This window comes from Paenibacillus cellulosilyticus, assembly GCF_003182255.1.
Taxonomy (GTDB): Bacteria; Bacillota; Bacilli; order Paenibacillales; family Paenibacillaceae; genus Paenibacillus_T; species Paenibacillus_T cellulosilyticus.
Window position 1 is genome coordinate 188,158 of the sequence record NZ_QGTQ01000007.1, and the last position, 23,222, is coordinate 211,379.

Sequence of the window (23,222 nt, forward strand, 5' to 3'; positions counted from 1 at the left end):
GATTCGCCTTGCGTTCAACCGCACGATCGATCACGCGGCACTGGAAGCATTGGTAACGTCTGCAGAGGCGAAAGTGAAAGCGGCTGTTGTAGGCGAAGAAGAAGGCCAATACCCAGAAGCAGCGAAGACGGCACTGACAGAGGCAGTTGCAGCAGCAAAAGTAAAAGGCTCGTGGCTGAGCACGCAGGCGCTTGTAGACGAAGCAGCATCTGATCTGACGTCTGCCATTGCAGCGTTCGATGCAGCAAAGATAGGAACAGAGTCCAACACAGTAACACTTCTAGTGCTGCATGCGACAGACGACTACAAGCTGTCGTCGATGAGCAACTACTTCTTGGCGCCGTATACGCTGACGAATGAGTCGGGAACGGACTACGTATCGTTCACGATCAAAGATAGCTCGATTGTGACAAGCCTCAAAACAGAGCAGGACGGTCAATTGGTAGAAGCAGTGAAGGTATCGGAAGATACGACTGCGGATACTCGCGTTGTGAAATTCCCAGTAGCTGACCTGAGTGCAGTACTAAATGCGCAGGTTCATATTTCGACGGTTGCAAATGGCAATCCATATGAGATGGATTATTCGATTCGACTCGCATTCAACCGCACGATCGATCACGCGGCACTGGAAGCGCTTGTCGCTTCTGCTGAAACGAAGCTCACGAACGCAGTTGTTGGCACAGAGGCTGGCCAATATCCAGAAGCAGCGAAGACGGCACTAACAGAGGCAGTTGCAGCTGCGAAGGTCAAAGGTTCTTGGCTGAGCACGCAGGCGCTTGTAGACGAAGCGGTGTCTGACTTGACGTCTGCCATTGCAACGTTTGAGGCAGCCGTTATTGCATCGTCCGGCAGTGGAAGTGGAAGCGGGACAACGCCTGTTACGAGCACGGTTCCAGACGGTAAGTACAGCATCAACTTCACGATTAAGAAGCAAGGCACGAATGAAGCATCTGTTATGAATGGTTATGTTGTGCATCCAGGTACGCTCAATGTATCGGGCGGTGTATACAAAGTGACCCTTCGCTTGACGCAAAGCAACGAAATTACGGGCTTCACGGTAGGCGGAGTGACACCAACGACGATTAGCTCCAATACAAGCAAGAATACACGCGACGTACAGTTCACCGTCAGCGATTTGACGACGACGCTGTCGGGCTGGGTGAAGATTGATTGGCCTGCTTTTAACTATCATGAGGACTATAACGTGCAAATCGAGCTCGGCAATTACTATACGTACTCCGAACCAGGTTATACAGCGAGTCCTTCGATCCCGTCGACGTCTAGCAGCAATACTTCCGACGATGAAGATACTGCTGCAGAAGAGACTGACAGCGGCGAGGCATCTGGTGAAACAACGACGGATGGCGGTACGAGCACGACGACGCCAGCTGTTACGTTCAGCGATGTGAATAACCATTGGGCAGCTGATTCGGTCCAACGCGCGGTGCAGCTCGGTATCGTCAATGGCTACAGCGATGGCTCGTTCAAGCCAAACGGTGATATTACGCGCGCAGAGTTCACAGCAATCATTAGCCGTGCCTTGCAGCTGAAAACACCAGACCAATCGGTAAGCTTCAACGATCTATCGACGGTTCCAGCATGGGCGAAACCATTCTTGGAGCAAGCAGTAGCAGCCGGCATTATTAGCGGCTACGAGGATAACACGTTCCGTCCGTTCGGCAACATTACACGTACGGAAATGACAGTGATGGTCGTGAAGGCGCTTGGTCTTCCGTTGGAGTCAGCATCGTCCTTAACGTTTGCAGACGCAGCTGGTGTGCCTGAGTACGCGAAGGCATATGTGGCAACAGCGGTGAAATACGGCCTCATTCAAGGTAAACAAAATAATCAATTCGATCCGCTTGGCAAAGCTACGCGCGCCGAGGCGCTTGTCATCGTTCTTCGCGTTCTTGACTATGCAGCAGCACAAGCAGAAGAGCAGGAAGCGGCTGCTAACGAAACCGCATAAGACAGCAAAGTATGAGGATGTCCGTTTACGGCGTCCTCTGCCTTGTTTTTTAGGAGAGGAGTTAAACCCATGATTGCTAGATCGATAAGGCTGCTTGTTATTCTCGGAAGTCTATTGGCACTCGTTGCCTGCTCTTCTTCGAATAAGACGGATAAGGAGCCTGCAGCATCCAACAGTACGAACCAATCTGTTACGACGACGTCGGCAGAGAGCTCGGAGCATCGCATTGTGTCCACGACAGTGGCGGTCACGCAAATTATGGATGCGCTTGAGCTTGATTTGGTCGGCGTACCAACAAGCGCGAAGCAGCTGCCTGAACGGTATAAAGGTGTGAAGGAAGTCGGCAACCCCATGAGCCCGGACATGGAGATGGTGAAGTCGCTAAAGCCGACCGATGTGCTCTCCGTCACGACGCTTAAGGTCGACCTCGAGCCTACATTCCAAGCAGCTAAAGTAAATGGGACGTTCCTTGATCTGACGAGCATCGCCAGCATGCAGGAAGCGATCAAGAGCCTCGGCGAGCAGTTTGACCGCGTGAGCCAGGCTGATAAGGTCGTTCAGGAGATGGATGACGAGATTTCACGTATTAGCGAGGAGGCGCAGGGCAAGGAAAAGCCGACCGTTCTTATTCTGCTTGGCGTTCCTGGCAGCTATCTCGTTGCAACCGAGAAATCGTACATCGGCAACTTAGTCTCACTTGCAGGCGGAACGAATATTGTACCGGATGCGAAGGTTGAGTTCTTGGCGTCGAATACGGAGTATTTGCAGCAATCGAACCCCGATATCATTCTTCGTGCGGCACATGGCATGCCGGATGAGGTTATTAAGATGTTCGATGAAGAGTTCAAGAAGAACGATATTTGGAAGCATTTTGACGCGGTGAAGAATGGACGGGTGTACGATCTGCCCGAAGAGCTGTTCGGAACAACGGCGAACCTGTCTGCCGCGGAAGCGCTGAAGACGCTGCTGCCAATGCTGTATCCTGAGGAGAAGGGCACTGTCGCATCATGAGAAAAATAATAAGCTTTACGATCACCATTCTGCTGCTGCTGGCCGTCATTATTTGGTCCGTATCGGCCGGAAGCATCAAGCTCGGCTTGTTTGATCTTATTCATGGACTTATTACGGGCGATAACGAAGAAGCCGCTGTTATACGGGACTTACGCTTCCCGCGTATTATTGTAGCACTGCTGACGGGAGCGACGCTCGCCGTGTCCGGCGCGCTGCTGCAGGCGGTTCTGCGTAACCCGCTAGCTGATGCGGGTGTTATCGGCATTTCTTCAGGCGCTGGCTTTGTATCGGTGCTTATGGTGACGATTTTCCCAACCGTGTTCTTCTGGATGCCGATGTTCTCGTTCCTGGGCGGGGTACTTGCATTCTTCCTCGTTTATTCGCTTTCTTGGAAGTCAGGGCTAACCCCAACGCGACTGCTGCTTGTAGGTGTGGCGATTAATGCAACGTTCTCCGGTCTGGGCCAGTCATTCAACTATCGGGGCAGCTACGCGGTAACGTCTGTGAATCAGGCGATCAGCTCGATCTTTACGATGAAAACGTGGACCGATGTGCATGTGCTTGGGCTGTACGGCTCGATTGGACTGCTGCTCTCGCTGCTTGTGATCCCATGGTGCAACGTGCTGGCTTTGCAGGATAAAACGGCCGGCAGTCTCGGAATGCGGGTTGCGCGTACCCGCATCGTCATCTCGATTATTGCGGTGCTGCTGGCATCTGTTGCAACGGCCGTTGGCGGACTCATTTCATTCGTTGGTCTTCTTATCCCGCATATTACGAGGCTGCTGGTCGGTTCAGATCACAAGCTCGTTATTCCGTTCTCGATGCTTGCAGGCGCGCTGCTCGTCTTGGCTGCGGATACGCTTGGTCGGACGGTCGTGGCGCCAACAGAGGTTCCAGCATCTATCATTCTGACGGTCATTGGCGGGCCATTCCTCGTATTCATGCTTAGAAAGTGGGGACGCGAATATGGAGCTTAAACAGGTTGCGTTCTCTTATAACAAACAAGTGAACTCGTTGAGTGACGTGACGGTGTCTATTGCATCGAATCGGATTACGACGATCATCGGGCCTAACGGCAGCGGCAAGTCTACATTGCTTGGCGTCTTGGCCAGGCATCTGCTTCCGCAGAGCGGCTCTGCCATTCTTGACGGCAAGGTAATCGCAGATTATAAGCCGAGGGAATTTGCCCGTAAGCTGGCAGTCGTCCACCAGATGAATGAAGCGCCGTCGGATCTGACGGTGGAGAAGCTGGTCGCCTTCGGACGGATGCCGCATCGTACGATGTGGATGCCAAGCGGGAAGGAAGACGATGAGGCTGTGGATTGGGCCATCTCGATGACTAATCTGCAGGACAAGCGGAAGAAGCGGATAAGCGAGATGTCGGGCGGGGAGCGGCAGCGAGTATGGATCGCGATGGCGCTGGCACAGCGCACGCCGATTTTGCTGCTGGATGAACCGACGACTTTTCTAGATATGTACTATCAGTACGAGCTGCTGGAGCTTGTTCGCAAGCTCAATGCATCGCTTGGGTTAACGATCGTCATGGTGCTGCATGATTTGAATCAGGCGATACGGTACAGTGATTACATGCTGGTCATGAAAGACGGCGAGCTGCTTCACCAGGGCACACCAGAGCAGGTCGTCAACGAGCAGTCGATGAAGCAGATTTATGGGATGAATGTCGTGATCCGAAGCGATGAGCGCACGGGCTTGTACATGGTCCCGGTCGGTATCAGCGAATAAGAACAGTGTCCATATTGGCAGGTTTGAGAGAGGTTAAATCGATGAATTTGAAACTCAGCGTATTCGCTGAGTTTTTTTATTGCATCTTTAACTAAACCCCATATGCGAACAGATAAAAATCATATATTGTTAGATAATGTCGATAAGTTTAGAGATTGGAAGGGTACATACTTAAGGGGAGAAGGATTCGCATGTCTGAGAGCTTGCTAGAACTGCACAAGAAAAACAAATTAATGGTTTGGCTGTTGATCGGAACGCTGATATTGGGGATCGCGATCGCGAGTTCAGAAATTCAGAAAACGCTGGCCATTGTCGGCATTCCGTTTTGCTTATTAAGCGTGGGATTAACATGGAGGCGGATTGCCGTACCGCATATCCGGTATCTCGTATCATTAGGACTTGGTGTCATTAGCTTCTTCTTTATTCGTGCAGGCTCGTCGTTCGACAGCCTGTACCTTCTCTACTTCGCAATGGCGATCATTTCGATCTACCATGATTACCGTCCGATTGTGCTGAGCGGTGTGTTGTCGATCGGGATGACGATTTATTTTGCCCAAACGAAGGAGATCTTCTCAGCGGTTCCGACGGTTGACTTGGTTGCCTATCAGGTCGTGACGTTGGCGGCATTAATTGCTTCGAGCATTCTCGGAGCGAAGACGACCAAGAAAGCAGAAGTAAGCGCAGCAGAATCGGCGGAGGCAAGAACGCGCACGGAGGATGTACTCGGCGAAGTGAAGAACTCCGTTCATGTATTAGGTGATTCGATCCACAGCTTGCAGCAAAATGCAGGTCAGACGGGCGAAATTTCATCCCAGGTCGTGGTCGCTTTCCAGGAGATCGCAGAGGGAATCGAGACGCAGGCGACCAGCGTGACGGATATTTCGAACGCGATTCTGCACGTAAGCGAGAGCATTCGTACGACGACGCATGCTTCGGTCTCCATGAGCGAGAAGTCGAAGGCAACGGCAGAACTGACGATTCTCGGTAAATCGAAGATGGAAGAGCTGTCGCACAACATAAACGAGATCGACCAATTGGTTGGCAGCACGTCGGTCGTGATGAGCGAAGTCAACGAAGAGAACGAGAAGATCAGCAGCATCGTAACGACGATTCAAGAGATTGCGAATCAGACCAATCTGCTGTCGCTGAACGCTTCGATCGAAGCGGCAAGAGCAGGGGAGAACGGCAAAGGCTTCTCCGTCGTTGCGTCCGAGATTCGCAAGCTGGCGCAGCATGCGCAAGATGCATCCACCGATATCGCAAGCATTCTTGCGTCCATCCAATCCAAGATTGGACAAGCAGCGGGCCTTGTACAGCAGGGGCAGTCGATCGTAGGCTTAGGCAAAGACTCGACAGAGAGCGCATCGCAATTGTTCCATGGCATTGAATCGAATGTAGTTGAAGTTCAGGGTCAAGCGGATTATATCCGCGAGCTCAATGTAAGTCTTAATGCTTCCTCGCAGACGGTCGTACAAGAGGTTGCGACGGTTGCTTCCTTCACGGAGCAATCTGCAGCGTCTGTTGAAGAGGTGCTGGCAAGCTCGCTCGCGCAGCAGCGTTATGTCGAAGACATCGTATCCGCGATCTCCCAGCTGCAGGAGCTGATGACGAAGCTGGACCAGACGGTTAGACGATAAGAGGGTAGTTGGAGCCACATCCGCGATGCGGATGTGGTTCTTTTTGCTCCGATGAGATGGGGATTTGCTTAATACATTTGTTACTCTCTAAAACCGAGTTGTCGGCCTTCTGGATCATCATCTAGACCATGGAATCCGCTTCGAATCACCTATTTAAAGGGAGTTGTGATGGAACGTTAGGAGGATTCTAAATTTTCCGTAAAGTTTGAATAGCCAAACAATAAAGGTTTGTATATAATGGATTCGTTAACCAGTTAATAAAAATATAACAACCCACTTTCATCATGGATTCACCAGCTAACTGTTGTGGGAGCGGGTACAAATAGGAGGAGGGAGGGGAGATTCTCCGAATCGACGGTCATTTTTGTAAGCGCTTAAAACTTAAATAAGAGTGCAATTTGTTTCACAAAGGGAAGCGGATTGTCACCAGTTTTGAAAACGCTTTAATATTCAAGTGACGACAGATCAGGCTTCTCCAATCCGTAAGATGAATCCAACTAAACTTGCAAGGTGATGAAAGGGGATAATTAACGCGATGCAGCGTATACAAAGATTTTGGACGAACAAAGTACTCCTTATGTCCGTGATTTGCGCGTTACTCTTGGTTACGATCAGCAGCAGTGCATTTGGCGCCGCAAGCTCATCGACGACTTCTACGACAACACGGGCGTCCGTACACGATCCGAACATTTATTATGACTCCACGACGGGCAAATATTATGTTTATGGTTCGCATATCGCGCAAGCTTCAAGTACGGACCTCAGAAACTGGTCGTATGTAGGTACGCAGGGTTATACGAATACGAGCCTGTACGGCGCTCAGTCGTACGAGGGTTACTACTACATTAAGAACAAGAACAGCGGGCTTTATCTAGATGTCGAGAATGGTTCGGCAGCAGATGGTACGAACATTCGTCAATGGACGTATAACGGCGCGGATGCGCAGAAGTTCCGCATTGTGTACTATGGCAGCGGCGACTATTATTTGCTGACGGGTGCATCCGGCTATGCGAGCAGCGTTGATGTGTACAATGGCTCGTCTGCGGATGGTACGAACATTGACCAATGGACATATTGGGGCGGCACGATGCAGCTGTTCAAGATTCAGCAAAATGACGACGGCACGGTAGCGTTCCTCACGAAATCTTCCGGCTATGCTTCGGCGCTTGATGTACTGAACGGCAGCACGACGGCTGGCGGTAACGTAGAACAATGGCCTTACTGGGGCGGCGACATGCAGAAGTGGAAGCTGATTAAAGCTGGCGGTACGGGCAATTCCTCGCGTGCAGCAAGCGCATCGCTCACTTCGTCATTAGCACGTTCCTTCGCATGGGCAGGCTATAACGACCAAGACAGCTCGGGCGGTACGTCGGTATGGGCACCTTCTGTTATTTATAACTCCTCTTATGTATGGGCCGACGGTTCGACGGGCGCTTACATGATGTACTACTGTACGTCCTCGACGTACATGCGTTCTGCGATTGGCTATGCTGTATCGAAGTCGGTGACGGGGCCGTTCGAATATGTTGATACGGTCGTTTATTCCGGGTTCACGAGCGCAAGCAGCTCGATTACGACGACTTCCACACTCGGCACGAAGACCGTAGATATTTGGTATAAAAATACGAACATCCAAGACCTGATCGACAAGGGCACACTCTCCGGTACGCGCAGTGGCTGGTTCAACAGCAGCGGTGGCTTCAACAATACGTTGTTCCCGAATGCGATCGACCCGGCACTTACGTATGACAGCAGCGGCAATCTGTGGATGAGCTACGGATCATGGTCTGGCGGTATCTTCATTCTCCAAATTAACAAATCAACGGGTCAGCCGATCTATCCGGGTTCGGACAGCGGTAACACCGATCGCTACTTCGGTACAAGAATCGCCGGAGGTTATGGGTTGTCAGGCGAAGGTCCGTACATCGTATATGATGCAAGCGCAGGCTACTACTATCTGTATGTAACGTATGGCGGCTTGGCTAACGCTGGCGGCTATCACATCCGTCTGTATCGTTCGACTTCCATTAACGGTACGTATACGGATGCGGCAGGCAACTCAGCTGTTTATTCATCGGCATCCATTACGCAGGGGAACTACGGCATTAAGCTGTTCGGTAACTACAACTTCTCTGGTTTAACGCTTGGCTATAAGTCCGGCGGTCATAACTCAGCATTGATCGATACGGATGGACTGCGTTATCTTGTGTACCATACGCGCTTCAATAACGGCACGGAGGGCCATGAGGTTCGCGTACACCAGCAGTTCTTGAATGCAGACAAGTGGCCGGTAACGGCAGTGTATGAGTATCTTGGCAGCAGCATTTCGTCCACGGGCTACAGCGCGAGCGACATGCAAGGTACGTATCAGTACGTAAATATGGGACTGGATACATCAACGTCCAGTGTGGGCATGCTGACGACACAAAGCGTAACGCTTAACTCCAACGGCACGATTACGGGTGACGTAACAGGTACGTGGTCGTACACTTCGGGCTCCTATTATTGCTCGATGGTTATCGGCGGCGTAACGTACAAGGGCGTCTTCTTCAAACAAAGAAACGAGCTGTCCGCCCACACGGAAGTGATGACATTCTCGCTGATCGGCTCGAACAATATGTCAATCTGGGGATCGAAGTAAGGGACTTCACTCTAGTGAAATTAAAATAATAATTAATTATATTTACCTAAAAGAGTCAGGCCATTAGAACGATGGCAGGGCTCTTTTTTCTATTAATCTTTAGTAAATTTTTAGATAAAGGCTACTAGTAGCAGGTTCTAACTTCCTATATAATAGGAATCCTGCACTAGTAATATCCTAATTATTGGTTTATTAGTGTGATAGAAACCTTGTAACTTACAGAAAGGTAGAGATAACAGAGATGAAGATGATGAAGAAATGGCTGCCCATTCTGCTTATTCTGACAATGTTCATTCAGATTAGCGTATGGAGCAGCACCTCTACAGCCTCTGCTGCAGAGAATAATACGAATGTGGAGTTTCAAGATGTAACTTCACACAAAGAAGAGATTGACCAGCTTGTGAAGCTTGGTATTATTAGCGGTTATCCTGATCACACGTTCCGTCCGAACAATCCGATTACACGATTGCAAGCGGTAACGATGATTCTCCGCCAGCTTGGCGTAAGCACGGATCAGCCAGGTTCGATTCCGTTCAAGGATGTTGAGCTTGGTTCGAGCAATTATAACGTAATCGCAACGGCCTACAATCTGGGCATTATTAGCGGCAAAACAGCGGATACGTTCGATCCGAACGGTACGTTGACGAGAGCCGAGATGGCTAAAATTATTGCCAGCACCTATAAGCTGAGCGGTACGGCACAGGTTAACTTCAGCGATGTACCAACTGCGCATTGGGCTTATTCATACATACAGTTGCTTGTCGCGAATGGCATTACGAATGGCTATCCAGATGGAACGTTCAAACCATCCAATAACATTACACGGCTTGAATTCTGCATCCTGTTTGCTCGTTATTTGAACGGAGCAGGGGATCAAGACAAGGCGGAGCAGACAGCGATCGAGAACAGATTCTCGCTTACAGCTGACAAGTCAACGGTTGAAGCAGGGGACAAAGTTCAACTTACATTGACGAAGTCGGGACAAGAAGAGCTGCAATACACGACGTCCTGGCAAGCTACTGGCGGTAAGCTGACAGTTGCCGAAGATGGCAATAGTGCGGCTTGGGTAGTCGAGGAGAATAAGGCTGCCAGTTATTCCGCTACGGTCACCATTAGTACGAAGACGAAGTCAGGCAAGGATCTGAAATTCGATAAGACGGTTGCGCTTAAGGTAGAGGGCGAAGCTGAAACAACATCAGTAATCAGCGGTTCGTCCGGCGGAAGCACACCAAGCGTGCCGACGACACCAACGACTCCCGAGCCGAGCGAGGGCAAATCCTATACTTCCGGCGACAACCATCTGACACTGCTGTCCACGACGCTTCCCATCAGTGTTGCACAGGCAGAGCAGGCGGTTGTGAACGATGATGCTACACAGGTTATTTTCCCATTCAATATGGCAATTACAGCAGGTACGGTATTCTTCCTGCCGCCGAGCGAACAGTTTGTCGGCGGAGCAGCATTAAAAGCGGTGAGTGTGAAGAAGGAGAACGGCCAGACGATCATTGAGACGACTGAGCCGAAGGTTGACGAAGCTTTCTATGCGATTAAAGGACATACAGAAACAACGTTTGAGCAGCAGTATTTTGTTCCTGAAGAGGACGTACAGGTAATCGATACTGCACCTGAGCTGCTTATGGCCAAAAAAGTTTCGAACTATAGCAATAGTCTGCTGACCCCGAGTGGTGCGCCAAGCCTTTCACCTCGCGCACTTACGGTTGGGAACAAAATAACACTTGGTCTTGGCCAATTGTTCAAAGGAAATGACCCAATCAGGGTTGAAGGCGAATTGGAGATTGGCGGACAATTCTCCGGAGATATCGATTGGGCATGGGAATGGGACCTCGTGGACTCGTTCGACTTCTTGTTCCAAGCGAACCAGACGTTGAAGGCGAAAGTTAGTGTCGTGAATGGCGGGGCTGAGCATGAGCTCGTGAAGAAGAAGCTCGGCGAGATTACCATTCCAACGGAAATCCCGGGCATTACGGCGCAAATTCCAATCTACTTCTTCGTCAAAATCGAAGGTGATGTCGTTGTAGAAATTTCGGTTGGCGCTTCGGAGGAAGTTGGCTTCAAATATTCGGATCGCAACGGTATGGATACCTATCCGGATGATAAGTTCCAATCGACGTTCGATATATCCGATCCGACGGCAGCTGGCGCGATCTCGGCAGGTCTGGAATTCCCGGTATATCTTGCAGCAGCACGCGTCGATCTGGCTGGCATCAATCAGGATTTTGGTGGGAAGGTGGAAGCCAAGCTGTCCATCCTCGGCTCACAAGGATTGTTCCAGTGTATGAATGTAGAGCCTTCTATTAATTATGAAGCACGGATTAGTGTACCGCTTGTGGATTGGGAATCGGAAAGTATGACGAGATCGTTCGTGCTGCCTTCGTTCACACTCGGCAGTTGTGTGCGCGGTATTGAGGTAAATCCGGAATCGCTGACGATTGCACCTGGAGATACCGAGGCGATTATCGTATCGGCAAGCAATGGACTAGGCGGTTCGGATAACATCTCCGGTGAAGCCGATCTGTCCATTACGGTAGACAAGCCATCGTTGATTGAGGTTCATAAGTCAGCGCTTTCGGCGGATGTAACCGCTTCTGATCTAGCGCAAGATGGCGACATTATTAATCTGACGTTCCGCTACAGCGCGAATGGCGATGAATTCACGAAGAGCGTGAAGGTTACGGTTGTCGACCAACGTCAGAAGGGTACGCTTGTCGGCAAAGTTATTGATGCTGTAACATCGACTCCATTGGAGAATGCTTCGGTGAAAGCTTATATCGGAGACGAACTAGTGGCGGAACAGACATCTAATGCATCGGGCTCCTATGAGATCAATCTGGCACCAAACACGTACCATATTGTCGTATCGTATCCAGAGTATCTTACAGAATCATCCAATGTAACCATTACAGAGGCGAATACCGTAACCTATGATGCAAGGTTGCAGCTGGTGGCGAACCAATATGCTGGCGAAGGTACAGTATCAGGTGTTATTACAAATGCCCTCACCGGTCAACCGGTATCGGACGTCCAGATTGAAGTTAGACGTGGCCGTAACGAGACGTCTGGCGATCCTATTACGGTTCTGACAACAAACGAGAATGGACAGTATTCGGCAGAGCTTCTTGGCGGTAACTACACAGGTGTTATTACCGGTGATGGTTATATTACAACAACATTCACGATCGTAGCAGTGGGTGGTACAGAGCGTGGTAATCAGAATGCAACAGTATCGCCTGCTGGTGTACTCGGAGATAACCTGCGAGTTGTTCTAAGCTGGGGCGAGCAGCCTTATGATCTGGACTCCCATCTGACGGGGCCGACAGAAGATGGATCACGATTCCATGTGTATTACGCTAATCGTGACTACACGGATTCAAGCAGCAGTGTTAACCTAGACGTTGATGATACGTCCTCATACGGACCAGAGACGATTACGGTTATTAACCGGGTGAACGATGGTACGTATACGTATTCGATTCACGATTACTCCGATAAGTGGGACACGAGCGGCAGCTATGCACTAGCTAACTCAGAAGCGACGGTTCGACTATACAGCGGCGATGTGCTGATTGCGGTGTTCAATGTTCCGCTGGAGCAGGAAGGTAATGTATGGGATGTATTCGAGATTCAAGATGGACGGATCGTTCCGATCAATACGATGAGATATACGGATTCATGGATGTCGGCGGACGATTTCGCTCCAGTTGGATCAACTGAGGTGGAGCAGCCTGAATTGACAGATCCATCCGGTGAGGTAGAGCAGTCTGAGCAAACAGAACCGTCTGAGCAGACAGAGCAGTCTGAGCAAACAGAGCAAACAGAGCAAACAGAGCAAACAGAACAAGCTGAGCAGCAGCCAGAGCAGTCTGAACAAACAGAAGTAGACTCGTCTGAGCAGACGCCACAGCCGGTTTAATTCAAACAAACTGAATCGATGTCAGTTGTGCAATTGTTCAGCCGCAAGGTAAACCATTAGCTGATTAAGGGAGATCGAAATGAAGAAAGTCATATTCGGTTTGCTAGGTACTATCATCCTTTTATTATGCAGCAATCTTATGATTAAGGGCACATATTGGCTGATTGCGCAAATCTTCGATTATACGACTTACTCCTATTCGCTCTCCTATATTAGCGGTTGGAGCCTGCGATTGTTGATTGTATTAGCGATCGTATACAGCATTCTCGCTTATTCAAGATATGGACAGCTGACTGGATTCGGCAAGAAGGCGCTAATCGGACTGCTAATCGTCTGCTCGGTTGGTGTGATAGTTCCGTATTTCAATTATACGGCGGCAGGCGAAGCGGGTATTGTCCGTCAGAAGCTGTGGTCCAGAGACACGTATAAGTGGAGCGATGTGTCCTCTGTCTCGACGTATGCCTATTTCCCGGATCGCGGCTACTCACTCTTCAACGGAAGCCGAAGAAATGGGATTAAAGTAGATAAGCCGAAGATGGAATACACGCTTCATTATACCGATGGACGTTCCATGAATGTGTGGGATCGGCTGTCGCATGTCGTGAAGCTGCATGAGCTGGTGAAGGCGAAAGGGATTCCGATTGAGCATCAAGCGGTCGACAGTCGCATACTTACCGAGCCCGGGCTGTACCTGCGCGGGGATTCAAGGCAGCTGAAAGACATATTCGGCATTGAGATGAAGGATTGGAACTAATCGAATGGTAATGGGTAAGACCCCTGATCTCAACTTGAGGTCGGGGGTTTTGTAATGAATCCGCAGCTTGTGTTTCATCTGTCACGTGCCGTGTTATCCGCATTCGACAAGCCAGTAAACGGTTAGAAGGTGTTGCCTCATTAGCAACGTCTTCGTCAATTCATAAAAACTGAATATTTGCTTCAGTAAATTCTACTTTACACATACCAAATGATGGGATACCATTAAACCTAAGTTAGTTACTTGGAATACTTATACTTTAGATCTACCGGATCACCGGAGACCTGACCACTGCAATAGGGTTAGGTCTCTTTTTGTTTTCTGAGCGGGATTGGTAACAGGCAGAACGATGAGGCGGATAAGCGACCGCATTAGGAGGATTAGCGATGATTGAATTTCTGACCATGCTGCCGACGCACGGCGACTCGGCTTATGTAGGGGTAACGAATCCGGAGCCTGGACGCACGGATCCATGGGTAACGATTGCAGACCGTGAGCCTTCGCTTGCTTATGCCATTAAGTATGCGCAGGCGGCAGAGAAAAGCGGCTTCTCGGCGCTATTGCTGCCAACAGGCAATGTGTGCCTTGACTCGCTCGTTACCGCTTCGGCGTTGGCATCGAGCACGGAGACGCTGAAGTTTCTCATTGCGGCGCGCCCGGGCTTTACGGCACCGGCTACGTTCGCACGCCAAATTGGTACGCTCGATTATTATACGAACGGTCGAGCGCTCGTCAACATCATTACGGGCGGTAATCCAGCTGAGCTGAATGCCGATGGCGATTTTCTCGATCATGCGAGCCGCTACAGAAGGACAGCGGAATTCATTCATGTGCTAAAGCGTCTGTTCACGGAAGATCACTTCACGCATGAAGGCGAGTTCTATCATCTGAAGGATGCTTCCTTGTTCTACAAATCGGTTCAGAAGCCGCGTCCAACGATTTACTTCGGCGGAGCATCAAGCGATGCGATTCAAGCTGCAGCGAAGGAAGCGGATGTATATATGCTCTGGGCGGAAACGCTGGAGCTGACGAAGGAACGAATTGACGAAGTGAAGGCGGCAGCCGTTGCGTACAATCGTACGCTTGGCTATAGCATTTCGTTCCAAGTGTATCTAGGCGATACCGAGGAAGAGGCATGGGCGAATGCCCGCAGCCGCGTTCAATACGTGAAGAACGAAGTGTACGACGCGAAAGCGAAGCTGACGGCGAAGAATGAATCGTTCGGTGAGAAGCGGCTGCAGCAGCTGATGGAAGATTCGCGCGACAACGGCTTCCAGATCGGACCGAATCTATGGGCTGGCCTGACGCAGGCGCTGGGCGGCAACTCCATTGCGCTCGTTGGCACACCGGATCAAGTAGCTGACCGCATTATTGAATACGCTGACCTCGGCTTTGATAAGTTTCTGCTGCGCGGCTACCCATTCATCGAGACGGTGGAAGCGGTAGGGCGTGATCTCATCCCGCGTGTGCAGCAGAAGCTGGCGGAGCGCGAGCGGGAAGCGGCGAAGACAGTAAGTCTCGCATAACGCGAAAATCAATGACTGGGGCGGATGACCGCTATGGATTTGAAAACACTCAAGACCTTTCAGACGATCGTCCAGCTGGGCAGCTTTCAGGCGGCAGCCGATCAGCTCCAATATGTGCAGTCCAGCATAACGCTACATATTCAGAAGCTGGAATCGGACCTTGGCATCAAGCTGCTGGAGCGCAGCAAGAAGGTGAAGGTAACGGAGGCCGGCCGGCTGCTCTACGAACGGGCTTCGGTTATATTGAAAGACTTTGATCTGCTCCAAGCAACGATGAATGAGTGGTCGCAAGGAGATGCGGGCGTTGTAAGGCTTGGCGTAATGGAGCCGACTGCGAGCCTGCGCCTCCCGCCGATCTTGGCAGCGTTCCGTGCGCAGCATCCGAAGGTGCAGTTGAAGCTTCAGATTAGCAGCACCTTCATGCTGAATCAGATGCTTCAGGAGGATAAGATCGAGTTCGTTATTTGTACAACGCCGGAGACGGGTGAAGGGATGGCGTTCGAGCCGTTATTCACGGAGGAGCTTGTATTGCTCCTGCCGGAGGGGAGCGAGCTCGCTTCGAAGGAAACGATCTATTTGCAAGACTTACAGGATCAGCATTTGCTGCTGACGACGTCGCTGTGCCCTTTTCGCAAAAGCTTGGAAAACCGTCTGCTGGAATGCAGCGTGACACCGCAGTATGGGACGGAGATCAGCATGATGCCTGCGCTTCAGTTCTACGTGCAGTCGAATCTGGGCATGGCGGTTGTACCGCATATCAGCGTGACGCCGCCGCCTGCGGGTACGGTCGTAAAGCGAATCGTCGATCTGCATGCGGGTCTTGTAACGGGCATTTTGCGCAAAATCGACGGACCGCCGCTTGGCGTTGCCGGTACGAAGCTGATTGAAGCGATTCGTCAAGGGTTGAAGCGTGAGCCTGTGAGGAGTTCGCTCGGAAAGGAGGCTGCCGATGTCGGCCATTCATAAGGAGTTGAAGGAAGTGACTGCGCTCATCCGCAGTGGAGATAAAGTGGCGATTAGTGGCAGTCTGGAGATGGCGCCGATGGCGCTCGTTCGCGAGGTCATTCGAGCAGGCGTGAAGGGACTGCATCTCGTATGCAGCGGATCCGTCGGACTCAATGCTGATCTGCTCGTCGGAAGCGGAGCAGTGGAGACGATCGAGCTGTCCCACGTGATGCTCGGGGAATCGGGGCTGGCACCGCGGTTTAGACGATTAGCAGAGCAGGGAGCGCTGCGGATTCTCGATCATACGTGCCCTGGAATGGCTTCCGCTTTCACCGCAGGGGCGATGGGCATTCCGTTCATCCCGGTGCAGGGCATGCTCGGAACGGATTATTTGCGGGTAAGGGAAGACTTTAAGCTGATTGCTGACCCCTATGAGCCGGAGCAGCAGACCGTAGTTGTACCAGCGATTACACCGGATGTGACCCTATTCCATGCCTTCCAGGCCGATAAGGCGGGCAATGTGATCGCGAGCCGCTATCAGAACATTATGCAGATGGTGCAGGCGTCACAGATTAGTATAGCGACGGTTGAAGAAGTAGTAGAGGTGGGCGAGCTGGACGAGAGCAAAGGGGTGAAGATCCCAGCAGCTTTTCTTACAGCTGCAGTACACGCACCGTATGCTGCTCATCCGTCTTCCAGTCCAGGTTATTATGGCGTGGATCGGCCGGTCTTCAAGTATTATGCAACGCAAGCCAAGACACCGGATGGCTTCGAGCAATATGTGTTCCAGCACGTGCTGTCGTATGAGAACCATCAAGAATACGTGAAGCATCATGTGGCAGAGAAGGAGCGTGCAGTATGGGGAATCGCTTAACGAGTGCAGAACGGCTTATCTGTTCACTAGCGCAGCAGATCGGCAATGGTGAGAAGGTTGTGGTTGGCAATAACTCTCCGATTCCAGCTGCGGCTGCCCTGCTTGCGAAGCATGCGCATGCACCGGAGGCTAGTGCTTACATATTAGGTTCCGCAGTGGATTGGCCGTTTACGGATATGCAGCAGTTTTTCAATTTCGTGCAGCGCGGAGATGCGGATGTATTCTTCTTAAGCGGTGCGCAGATCGATGCGTACGGCAATATCAATCTGCATGTGATTGGTGATTACACAGCTCCTAAGGTTCGCATGCCCGGCGGTGCGGGAGCGGCCATGTTCTACTACCGCTGTAAGCGAGTGTACTTGTTCAAGGCTGATCATGAGCCGAAGGGATTCCCGGAACGGCTGGATTTCGTGACGAGCAGCGCATCGTCTGCGCACCGAACGAACCCATCACTCGGCAGGCTTGAGGCGGTCTATACGCCGATCGCCGTGCTGCGGCCTGACGGACGGGATGGCCGATTGCAGCTCGTGCAGACGGCGCCTGATGTGACGCCGGAGGAGGTAGCGGAGCGAACGGGCTTCTGGCTCGGCAATGCGTCCGTCATTGAGACGGCGGCGGAACCGGAGCCGGAGCTGGTGCAATTGCTGCGGACGGAAGTGAAGCGGGAGCTGCTGTCTATTTATCCTGAATTTGCGGTAGCTGAGCTGCAATAAACGTGCGAGGAAGTTCATTTTTTCTGAACAGATGGTTCGGTTATTTCAATTGTACGAATGGCAAATTCCGCACTAAAATAGGGGTAATCAGGTATGAATTATATGGTTTAGGACGGAGGAGATTACAATGACCCAGTTGACGGTTCAAGATACATTCGCGCAGTTCGAGCAGCAGGTTCGTGATGTACTTGCACAGCAAGGAACGCTGCGGGAGACGATCGATGGTGTGCGCCCGTACTTTCAGGAGCTGCTGAAGGATGAACGACTCGTACCGGCGGAGTATCGTCAGCCGCTGCCGGACAAATACGCACAGTATTTGCTGTATAGGCCAGAGGATGATGCGTTCTCGATCGTTGCATTCGTATGGGGAGCCGGTCAGACGGCGCCGATTCATGATCATCTGACTTGGGGCCTTGTCGGTATCTATGAAGGGCAAATTGAGGAGACGCGCTATCGCAGGCTGAAACAGGCAGATGCGAGCGGCAATGACTTCCTTGAGGAAGTGAACAAGGTTCAGCCGTCGAAGGGTGAGATCTCCTTCGTATATCCGCCGGACCACGACATTCATGGTGTGTCGAATCCATTCGCGGCGCCAGCTATAACGGTTCATATCTATGGTACGGATATCGGCAAGCAGGAGCGGTTTCTCTACGATCCGGAGTCGAGCAGCACGCGCCAAATAGTGACGAAGCATCGCAATGAACAGCCATTGTACGCCACGAGAGAGGAACAGGCAGAATGACAGGAATACAGACAACAGGACCACTCGCAGGACTCAAAGTTATTGAATTCGGACAAATTGCCGCAGGACCGTTCACCGGTTCGCTGCTGGCGGATCTCGGAGCGGATATCGTAAAGGTGGAGCGTCCGGACAGCGGCGATGGCATGCGTCAGTGGCCGCCGTTCTTCAGCGGAGAAGAGGGAGAAGCGTACAGCTCGAACTTCGCCTCGCTGAATCGGAACAAGCGAAGCATTGCGATCGATTTCAAATCGCCGGAGCAGCTGGAGCGGCTGAAGGAGCTGTGCAGCGCTGCGGACGTCATCATCGAGAACTACCGTCCGGGCGTGCTTCGCAAGTTCGGCCTTGGCTATGAAGCGTTGGCGGCAGTCAATCCCAAGCTTGTGTATTGCTCAATCTCGGGCTACGGGCAGGAAGGCCCTTATGCGCAGCGAGGCGCATTCGATGTTACGATTCAAGCCATTAGCGGCTTGATGAGCGTGACAGGTGAGGAAGAAGGAGAGGCGGTCAAATGCGGCGTGCCTGTCGCGGACTTCACCGCCGGACTGTACGCAGCTTACAGCATTACAGCCGCTACCCTTAAGGCACGGGAGACGGGCGAAGGGTCGTATATCGATTGCTCGATGCTCGGAAGCGTGCTCGGTATATCGGCCTTGCAGACGAGCGAGTACTACGGCAATCTGACGGCGCCGAAGCGGCTTGGCACCGCGCATCCGCGGAACGCGCCGTATCAAGGCTTTCGCGGCAGCGATAAGCCGTTCGTCATCGCAGCCGGCAACGATAAGCTGTGGCAGGAGGTTGCTGAAGCTGTTGGGCAGCCGGAGCTGGCGCAGGATCCGCGATTCGTGACGCAGACGCTGCGCGCACGCAATCAGAAGGAGCTGGTGAAGCTGCTGCAGCCTAGCTTCGAGCAGCAGCCAGCCGCTTACTGGCTGGCAGAGTTCGAACGCAGAGGCGTGCCGTTCGCGCCGATTAATACGTACGAAGATATTTTGAACGACCCGGGTGTAGAAGCAATGGGGCTCATTGAAGAACTGCCGCTGCCTAACGGCGCGGTAACGAAGACGGTGGCGTTCCCGGTCAAGATGTCGGGTGTGCAGTTCGCCATCCGCAGCCTGCCGCCACGTAAGGGCGAGCATACCGAAGAAGTATTCGCCGAATGGCTGTCACCGGCCGTTCGTTCCTAATAATTAACCTCATAAGAAGAAGGAGCGTTATCGAGATGTCGAACCAAGTGAAGCTTGTGCTATGGAGCCGTGAGGGCTGCAATGCTTGCCAGGAAACGAAAGCTTATTTTCAAAGCAAAGGCTATGAATATGACAACATCGATGTGACGGGCAAGGATCATCTGCGCGACATTCTCGAAGTGAAGTACGGCATTCGTCATGTGCCCGTTGTGGAAATCGGTAACGGTGAAGTATATGAAGCGGTAACGGACGGCGATTTGAACCGAGTCGACGCGCTGCTGCTGGCTTAAATGCGAGTTCAAAAGCGGGGAATACAAGGCGAAAGCAACGGTTGATTTTTTATAACAAGTTGGTGTGGAAGGGCTGTTTCGAGAGGTCATGTTTTATTGGCTGCTGGGACAGTCTTCTTCCGTTACTCGTCAGGGCTAGTCAAATAGAGATTCGGATAGGGAGGAAATCGAAAATGGCGGCAAATCGGAAATTGAAATTAGGCGCGATGATTCATGGTGTAGGCGGAGGCTGGGAGGATTGGCGGCACCCGGATGCGCTGACCGATGCAAGTGTTAACCTCGGCTTCTATAAGCAGCAGGCTCAAATTGCGGAAGCGGGCAAGCTCGACTTCGCGTTCATCGCAGACAGCTTATTCATTCACGCGAACTCCAGCCCGCATTATCTCAATCGCTTCGAGCCATTCACCATTTTGTCGGCGCTGGCTGCTGTGACATCCCATATCGGGCTCGTTGCAACGGCAACCGTCAGCTACAATGAACCATTCACGCTGGCGAGACAATTGGCGTCACTTGATCAAATTAGCGGCGGCCGGGCAGGCTGGAATGTCGTCACATCCTGGCTGTCAGGCACAGCCGATAACTACTCGCGGGAATCTCACCCCGACCATGCCACCCGCTATCGGCTCGCACAGGAGCACATCGACGTTGTCAAAGGACTGTGGGATTCGTGGGAGGATGATGCATTCACCCGGAACAAAGAAACAGGTCAATTCTTCGATCCGAGCAAGCTGCATGAGCTGAACCATAAAGGCGAGTTCTTCTCGGTGAAAGGACCGCTGAACATCGCTCGTTCCAAGCAAGGGCAGCCGGTTATTTTCCAAGCAGGCAACTCGGAGGATGGACGTAATTATGCGGCCCGCAATGCAGAAGCGATCTTTACTGGCTTCAGCTCGTTCGAGGAAGCGCGTTTGTTCTACCAAGACATCAAGCGGCGGGCAGTCCAGTTCGGCCGTTCAGTCGATCAAATATCGGTTCTTCCGGGCATCGGTCCAATCGTTGGACGTACACAGGAAGAAGCCGATCGCAAATATAAGCAAAAGGCGGATCTCGTCAGCATCGAGAAAGCAATCGTCGCACTTGGCCGTCCATTCGATGATTATGATTTCTCGCAGCATGACCTTGACGCTCCATTCCCGGATCTCGGCGAGCTTGGTGTGAACAGCCAGCAGGGCGGATCGGAACGGATCAAGCAGCTGGCGCGGGAAGAGAATCTGACACTTCGCGAAGTGGCGCTTCGTCTGGCAACGCCCAAAGGGCTGTTCGTCGGCACGCCGGAGCTTGTTGCGGATCGCATCCAAGAAGCATTCGAGACGGAAGCATCTGATGGCTTTATTATCTCCGAGGCCGTACCTGGCGGGCTGAAAGAATTCACGGAGCTGGTTGTACCGATTCTGCAAGAGCGCGGTCTGTTCCGCACCGAGTACGAGCATGATACGCTTCGCGGTAACTTGGGGCTGCAGTTCCCGATCAACCGCTACAGCAAGCAACGCGTAACGAACTGATTACGGAGCCGATGCAAGCCGATTTTTATTGTCTTAATACCAAGTAAACCTATGTATATTAAATAATTTCCTGACATGGAAAGGCAGGTTCACCTTATGAAGTTATCTAAGCGCTCTTATCAATCTGTAATTCTCATTCTAATTGCCATCATGTTGGTGCTGGCAGGCTGCGGCAATTCCTCAAGCTCCTCCGGCTCCAGCGCGGATACGAACAGTGCGGATGCGGGTACGCCAACAGCAGGCGGCGAGCTCGTCTGGGCATTGGCGGGCGTCGTCACGAACGACATTCTTGATGCGCACCGTACCGGCTTCGCGCCATCGACGCGCGTTATGCGCTCGATCTATGACAGCCTCGTCGTCGAGCTGCCGGATCATACCTTCGGTCCATGGCTGGCAGAGTCGTGGTCGCTGTCAGACGACAAGAAGAGCTACACGTTCAAGCTTCGCCAGGACGTGAAGTTCCATGATGGCACGCCGTTCAACGCGGAAGCGGTGAAGTTCAACTTCGACCGCGCTGTTGATCCTGCAACACAATCCTATCTGGGCAAAAATGCGCTTGGCCCTTACGTATCGACGGACGTCATCGACGAGTATACGGTCAAAGTCAACTTCTCATCGACGTTTGCTCCGTTCCTGAGCAACGTGGCGAAGGTCGACCTTGGCATCGTATCGCCGGCCGCGGTCAAGAAATACGGCGAGACCTTCCCGCAGAATCCAGTTGGTACCGGCCCATTCAAGCTGGGCAAGGTCGTACCAGGCACAGAGCTTGATCTCGTTCGCAATGAAGATTACAACTGGGCACCTTCGGGCTCGAAGCACCAAGGTCCAGCATATCTGGAGAAGCTGACGATCAAATACGTTGCGGAAGATGCAACAAGACTAAGCGTACTGCAGAGCGGCCAAGCGGATGTAGCGGACATTATTCCGCCGCAGAACCTGCTGGCGCTGCGTGCGGACTCGGGCTTCAACGTGCAAGAGACAGAGCTGCTGCAGCATAACTATTCTTACTACTTCAATCAGAACAAAGAGCCTTGGAACGACATTAACGTCCGCAAAGCGGTTCGTGCCGCTATCGATCTGGATTCCGCTATCAAGACGGTCTACCTCGGTACAGCGAAGCAAGCATGGTCGCCGCTCAGCCCGCATTCTCTCTATTACACATCCACGGTGGAGAATACGTGGAAGTATGATCCGGACTTCGCGAACAAGACGCTCGACGAGCTTGGCTGGGTGAAAGGCGATGACGGCATTCGCGTGAAGGATGGCAAGCGCCTGTCGATGGAATTTCTCGATGCACAAGGCAATCGCGAGAAACGTCTGGATCTGCTCGCGGTCGTCACGCAGCAGCTCAAGCAGGTTGGCATCGAGCTGAAGCTGTTGACGCTGCCGGCAGGCACGGTGTCCGAGCGTTCGCTCAAGGGCGAGTATGATTTTGCGGGAAGCAGCCAGTTCTACGGCGACCCGAGTATTTTGCGTCAAATGTATTCGACGAAAGGACCATCCGGTGTGAACAACGTCGCGAGAACGTCTGACCCTGCACTTGAAGATCTGCTGGAGCAGGCGAACGCGGAGCTGGATTCGAGCAAACGCCAAGAGCTGTATAAGAAGATTCAAGAGTACATCATCGAGAATGTGTATTCGATCCCGACGTATGTTCTCGACTATACAGTCGCTTCCTCGAAGAAGGTTCACGATATTACGTTTGATTCCCCGGCATGGCCTGTATTCTATGATGCTTGGATCAAGCAATAACCAGGCAG

General features: G+C 51.9%; 17 protein-coding genes. All 17 read left to right on the forward strand.

What is annotated here, in order from left to right; translation table 11 throughout:
* On the forward strand, positions 1–1,969 hold a 1,969-nt coding region (locus DFQ01_RS31075), incomplete at its 5' end, for an NEAT domain-containing protein (RefSeq protein WP_181394741.1).
* Positions 1,970–2,038: 69 nt separating this feature from the next.
* On the forward strand, positions 2,039–2,980 hold the full coding sequence (isdE, locus tag DFQ01_RS12275; RefSeq protein WP_110044173.1) for a heme ABC transporter substrate-binding protein IsdE: 942 nt from the start codon (positions 2,039–2,041) through the stop codon (positions 2,978–2,980).
* A complete protein-coding gene (locus DFQ01_RS12280) occupies positions 2,974–3,957 on the forward strand; it encodes a FecCD family ABC transporter permease (protein WP_110044174.1) in 984 nt (327 codons plus the stop codon). The genes isdE and DFQ01_RS12280 overlap by 7 nt, the downstream gene beginning before the upstream one ends.
* Positions 3,947–4,723 (forward strand): ABC transporter ATP-binding protein, encoded by a 777-nt coding sequence (locus DFQ01_RS12285; RefSeq protein WP_110044175.1) that lies wholly within the window; start codon positions 3,947–3,949, stop codon positions 4,721–4,723. Before DFQ01_RS12280 ends, DFQ01_RS12285 begins: the two co-directional genes overlap by 11 nt.
* Positions 4,724–4,914: 191 nt before the next feature.
* A complete protein-coding gene (locus tag DFQ01_RS12290) occupies positions 4,915–6,360 on the forward strand; it encodes a methyl-accepting chemotaxis protein (protein WP_110044176.1) in 1,446 nt (481 codons plus the stop codon).
* A gap of 535 nt (positions 6,361–6,895) precedes the next feature.
* A complete protein-coding gene (locus DFQ01_RS12295) occupies positions 6,896–9,001 on the forward strand; it encodes an RICIN domain-containing protein (protein ID WP_110044177.1) in 2,106 nt (701 codons plus the stop codon).
* 241 nt (positions 9,002–9,242) lie between these two features.
* Entirely contained in the window at positions 9,243–12,932 is a 3,690-nt protein-coding gene (locus DFQ01_RS12300; protein WP_110044178.1) for an S-layer homology domain-containing protein, read from the forward strand.
* A gap of 79 nt (positions 12,933–13,011) precedes the next feature.
* Complete coding sequence (locus DFQ01_RS12305; RefSeq protein ID WP_110044179.1) at positions 13,012–13,686, forward strand: hypothetical protein; 675 nt, start codon at positions 13,012–13,014, stop codon at positions 13,684–13,686.
* 386 nt (positions 13,687–14,072) lie between these two features.
* Positions 14,073–15,212 (forward strand): LLM class flavin-dependent oxidoreductase, encoded by a 1,140-nt coding sequence (locus DFQ01_RS12310; protein ID WP_110044180.1) that lies wholly within the window; start codon positions 14,073–14,075, stop codon positions 15,210–15,212.
* Between the two features lie 33 nt (positions 15,213–15,245).
* Positions 15,246–16,178: a LysR family transcriptional regulator gene (locus tag DFQ01_RS12315; RefSeq protein ID WP_110044181.1), complete on the forward strand. Its 933-nt coding sequence runs from the start codon at positions 15,246–15,248 to the stop codon at positions 16,176–16,178.
* Positions 16,162–17,031: a CoA transferase subunit A gene (locus DFQ01_RS12320; RefSeq protein ID WP_110044182.1), complete on the forward strand. Its 870-nt coding sequence runs from the start codon at positions 16,162–16,164 to the stop codon at positions 17,029–17,031. The genes DFQ01_RS12315 and DFQ01_RS12320 overlap by 17 nt, the downstream gene beginning before the upstream one ends.
* A complete protein-coding gene (locus tag DFQ01_RS12325; protein WP_110044183.1) occupies positions 17,016–17,744 on the forward strand; it encodes a CoA-transferase in 729 nt (242 codons plus the stop codon). The genes DFQ01_RS12320 and DFQ01_RS12325 overlap by 16 nt, the downstream gene beginning before the upstream one ends.
* A gap of 127 nt (positions 17,745–17,871) precedes the next feature.
* Positions 17,872–18,486, forward strand: coding sequence for a cysteine dioxygenase family protein (locus DFQ01_RS12330; protein ID WP_110044184.1), 615 nt, complete (start codon positions 17,872–17,874; stop codon positions 18,484–18,486).
* Positions 18,483–19,670, forward strand: coding sequence for a CaiB/BaiF CoA transferase family protein (locus tag DFQ01_RS12335; RefSeq protein ID WP_110044185.1), 1,188 nt, complete (start codon positions 18,483–18,485; stop codon positions 19,668–19,670). The genes DFQ01_RS12330 and DFQ01_RS12335 overlap by 4 nt, the downstream gene beginning before the upstream one ends.
* Before the next feature lie 35 nt (positions 19,671–19,705).
* The gene (locus DFQ01_RS12340) at positions 19,706–19,960 is read left to right on the forward strand and encodes a glutaredoxin family protein (RefSeq protein ID WP_110044186.1); all 255 of its coding nucleotides are present in this window, start codon (positions 19,706–19,708) and stop codon (positions 19,958–19,960) included.
* Positions 19,961–20,133: 173 nt separating this feature from the next.
* The gene (locus DFQ01_RS12345) at positions 20,134–21,462 is read left to right on the forward strand and encodes an LLM class flavin-dependent oxidoreductase (RefSeq protein WP_110044187.1); all 1,329 of its coding nucleotides are present in this window, start codon (positions 20,134–20,136) and stop codon (positions 21,460–21,462) included.
* A 96-nt stretch (positions 21,463–21,558) separates the two neighbouring features.
* Positions 21,559–23,214, forward strand: a complete 1,656-nt coding sequence (locus tag DFQ01_RS12350; protein ID WP_174812495.1) for an ABC transporter substrate-binding protein — start codon at positions 21,559–21,561, stop codon at positions 23,212–23,214.
* Positions 23,215–23,222 lie beyond the last annotated feature (8 nt).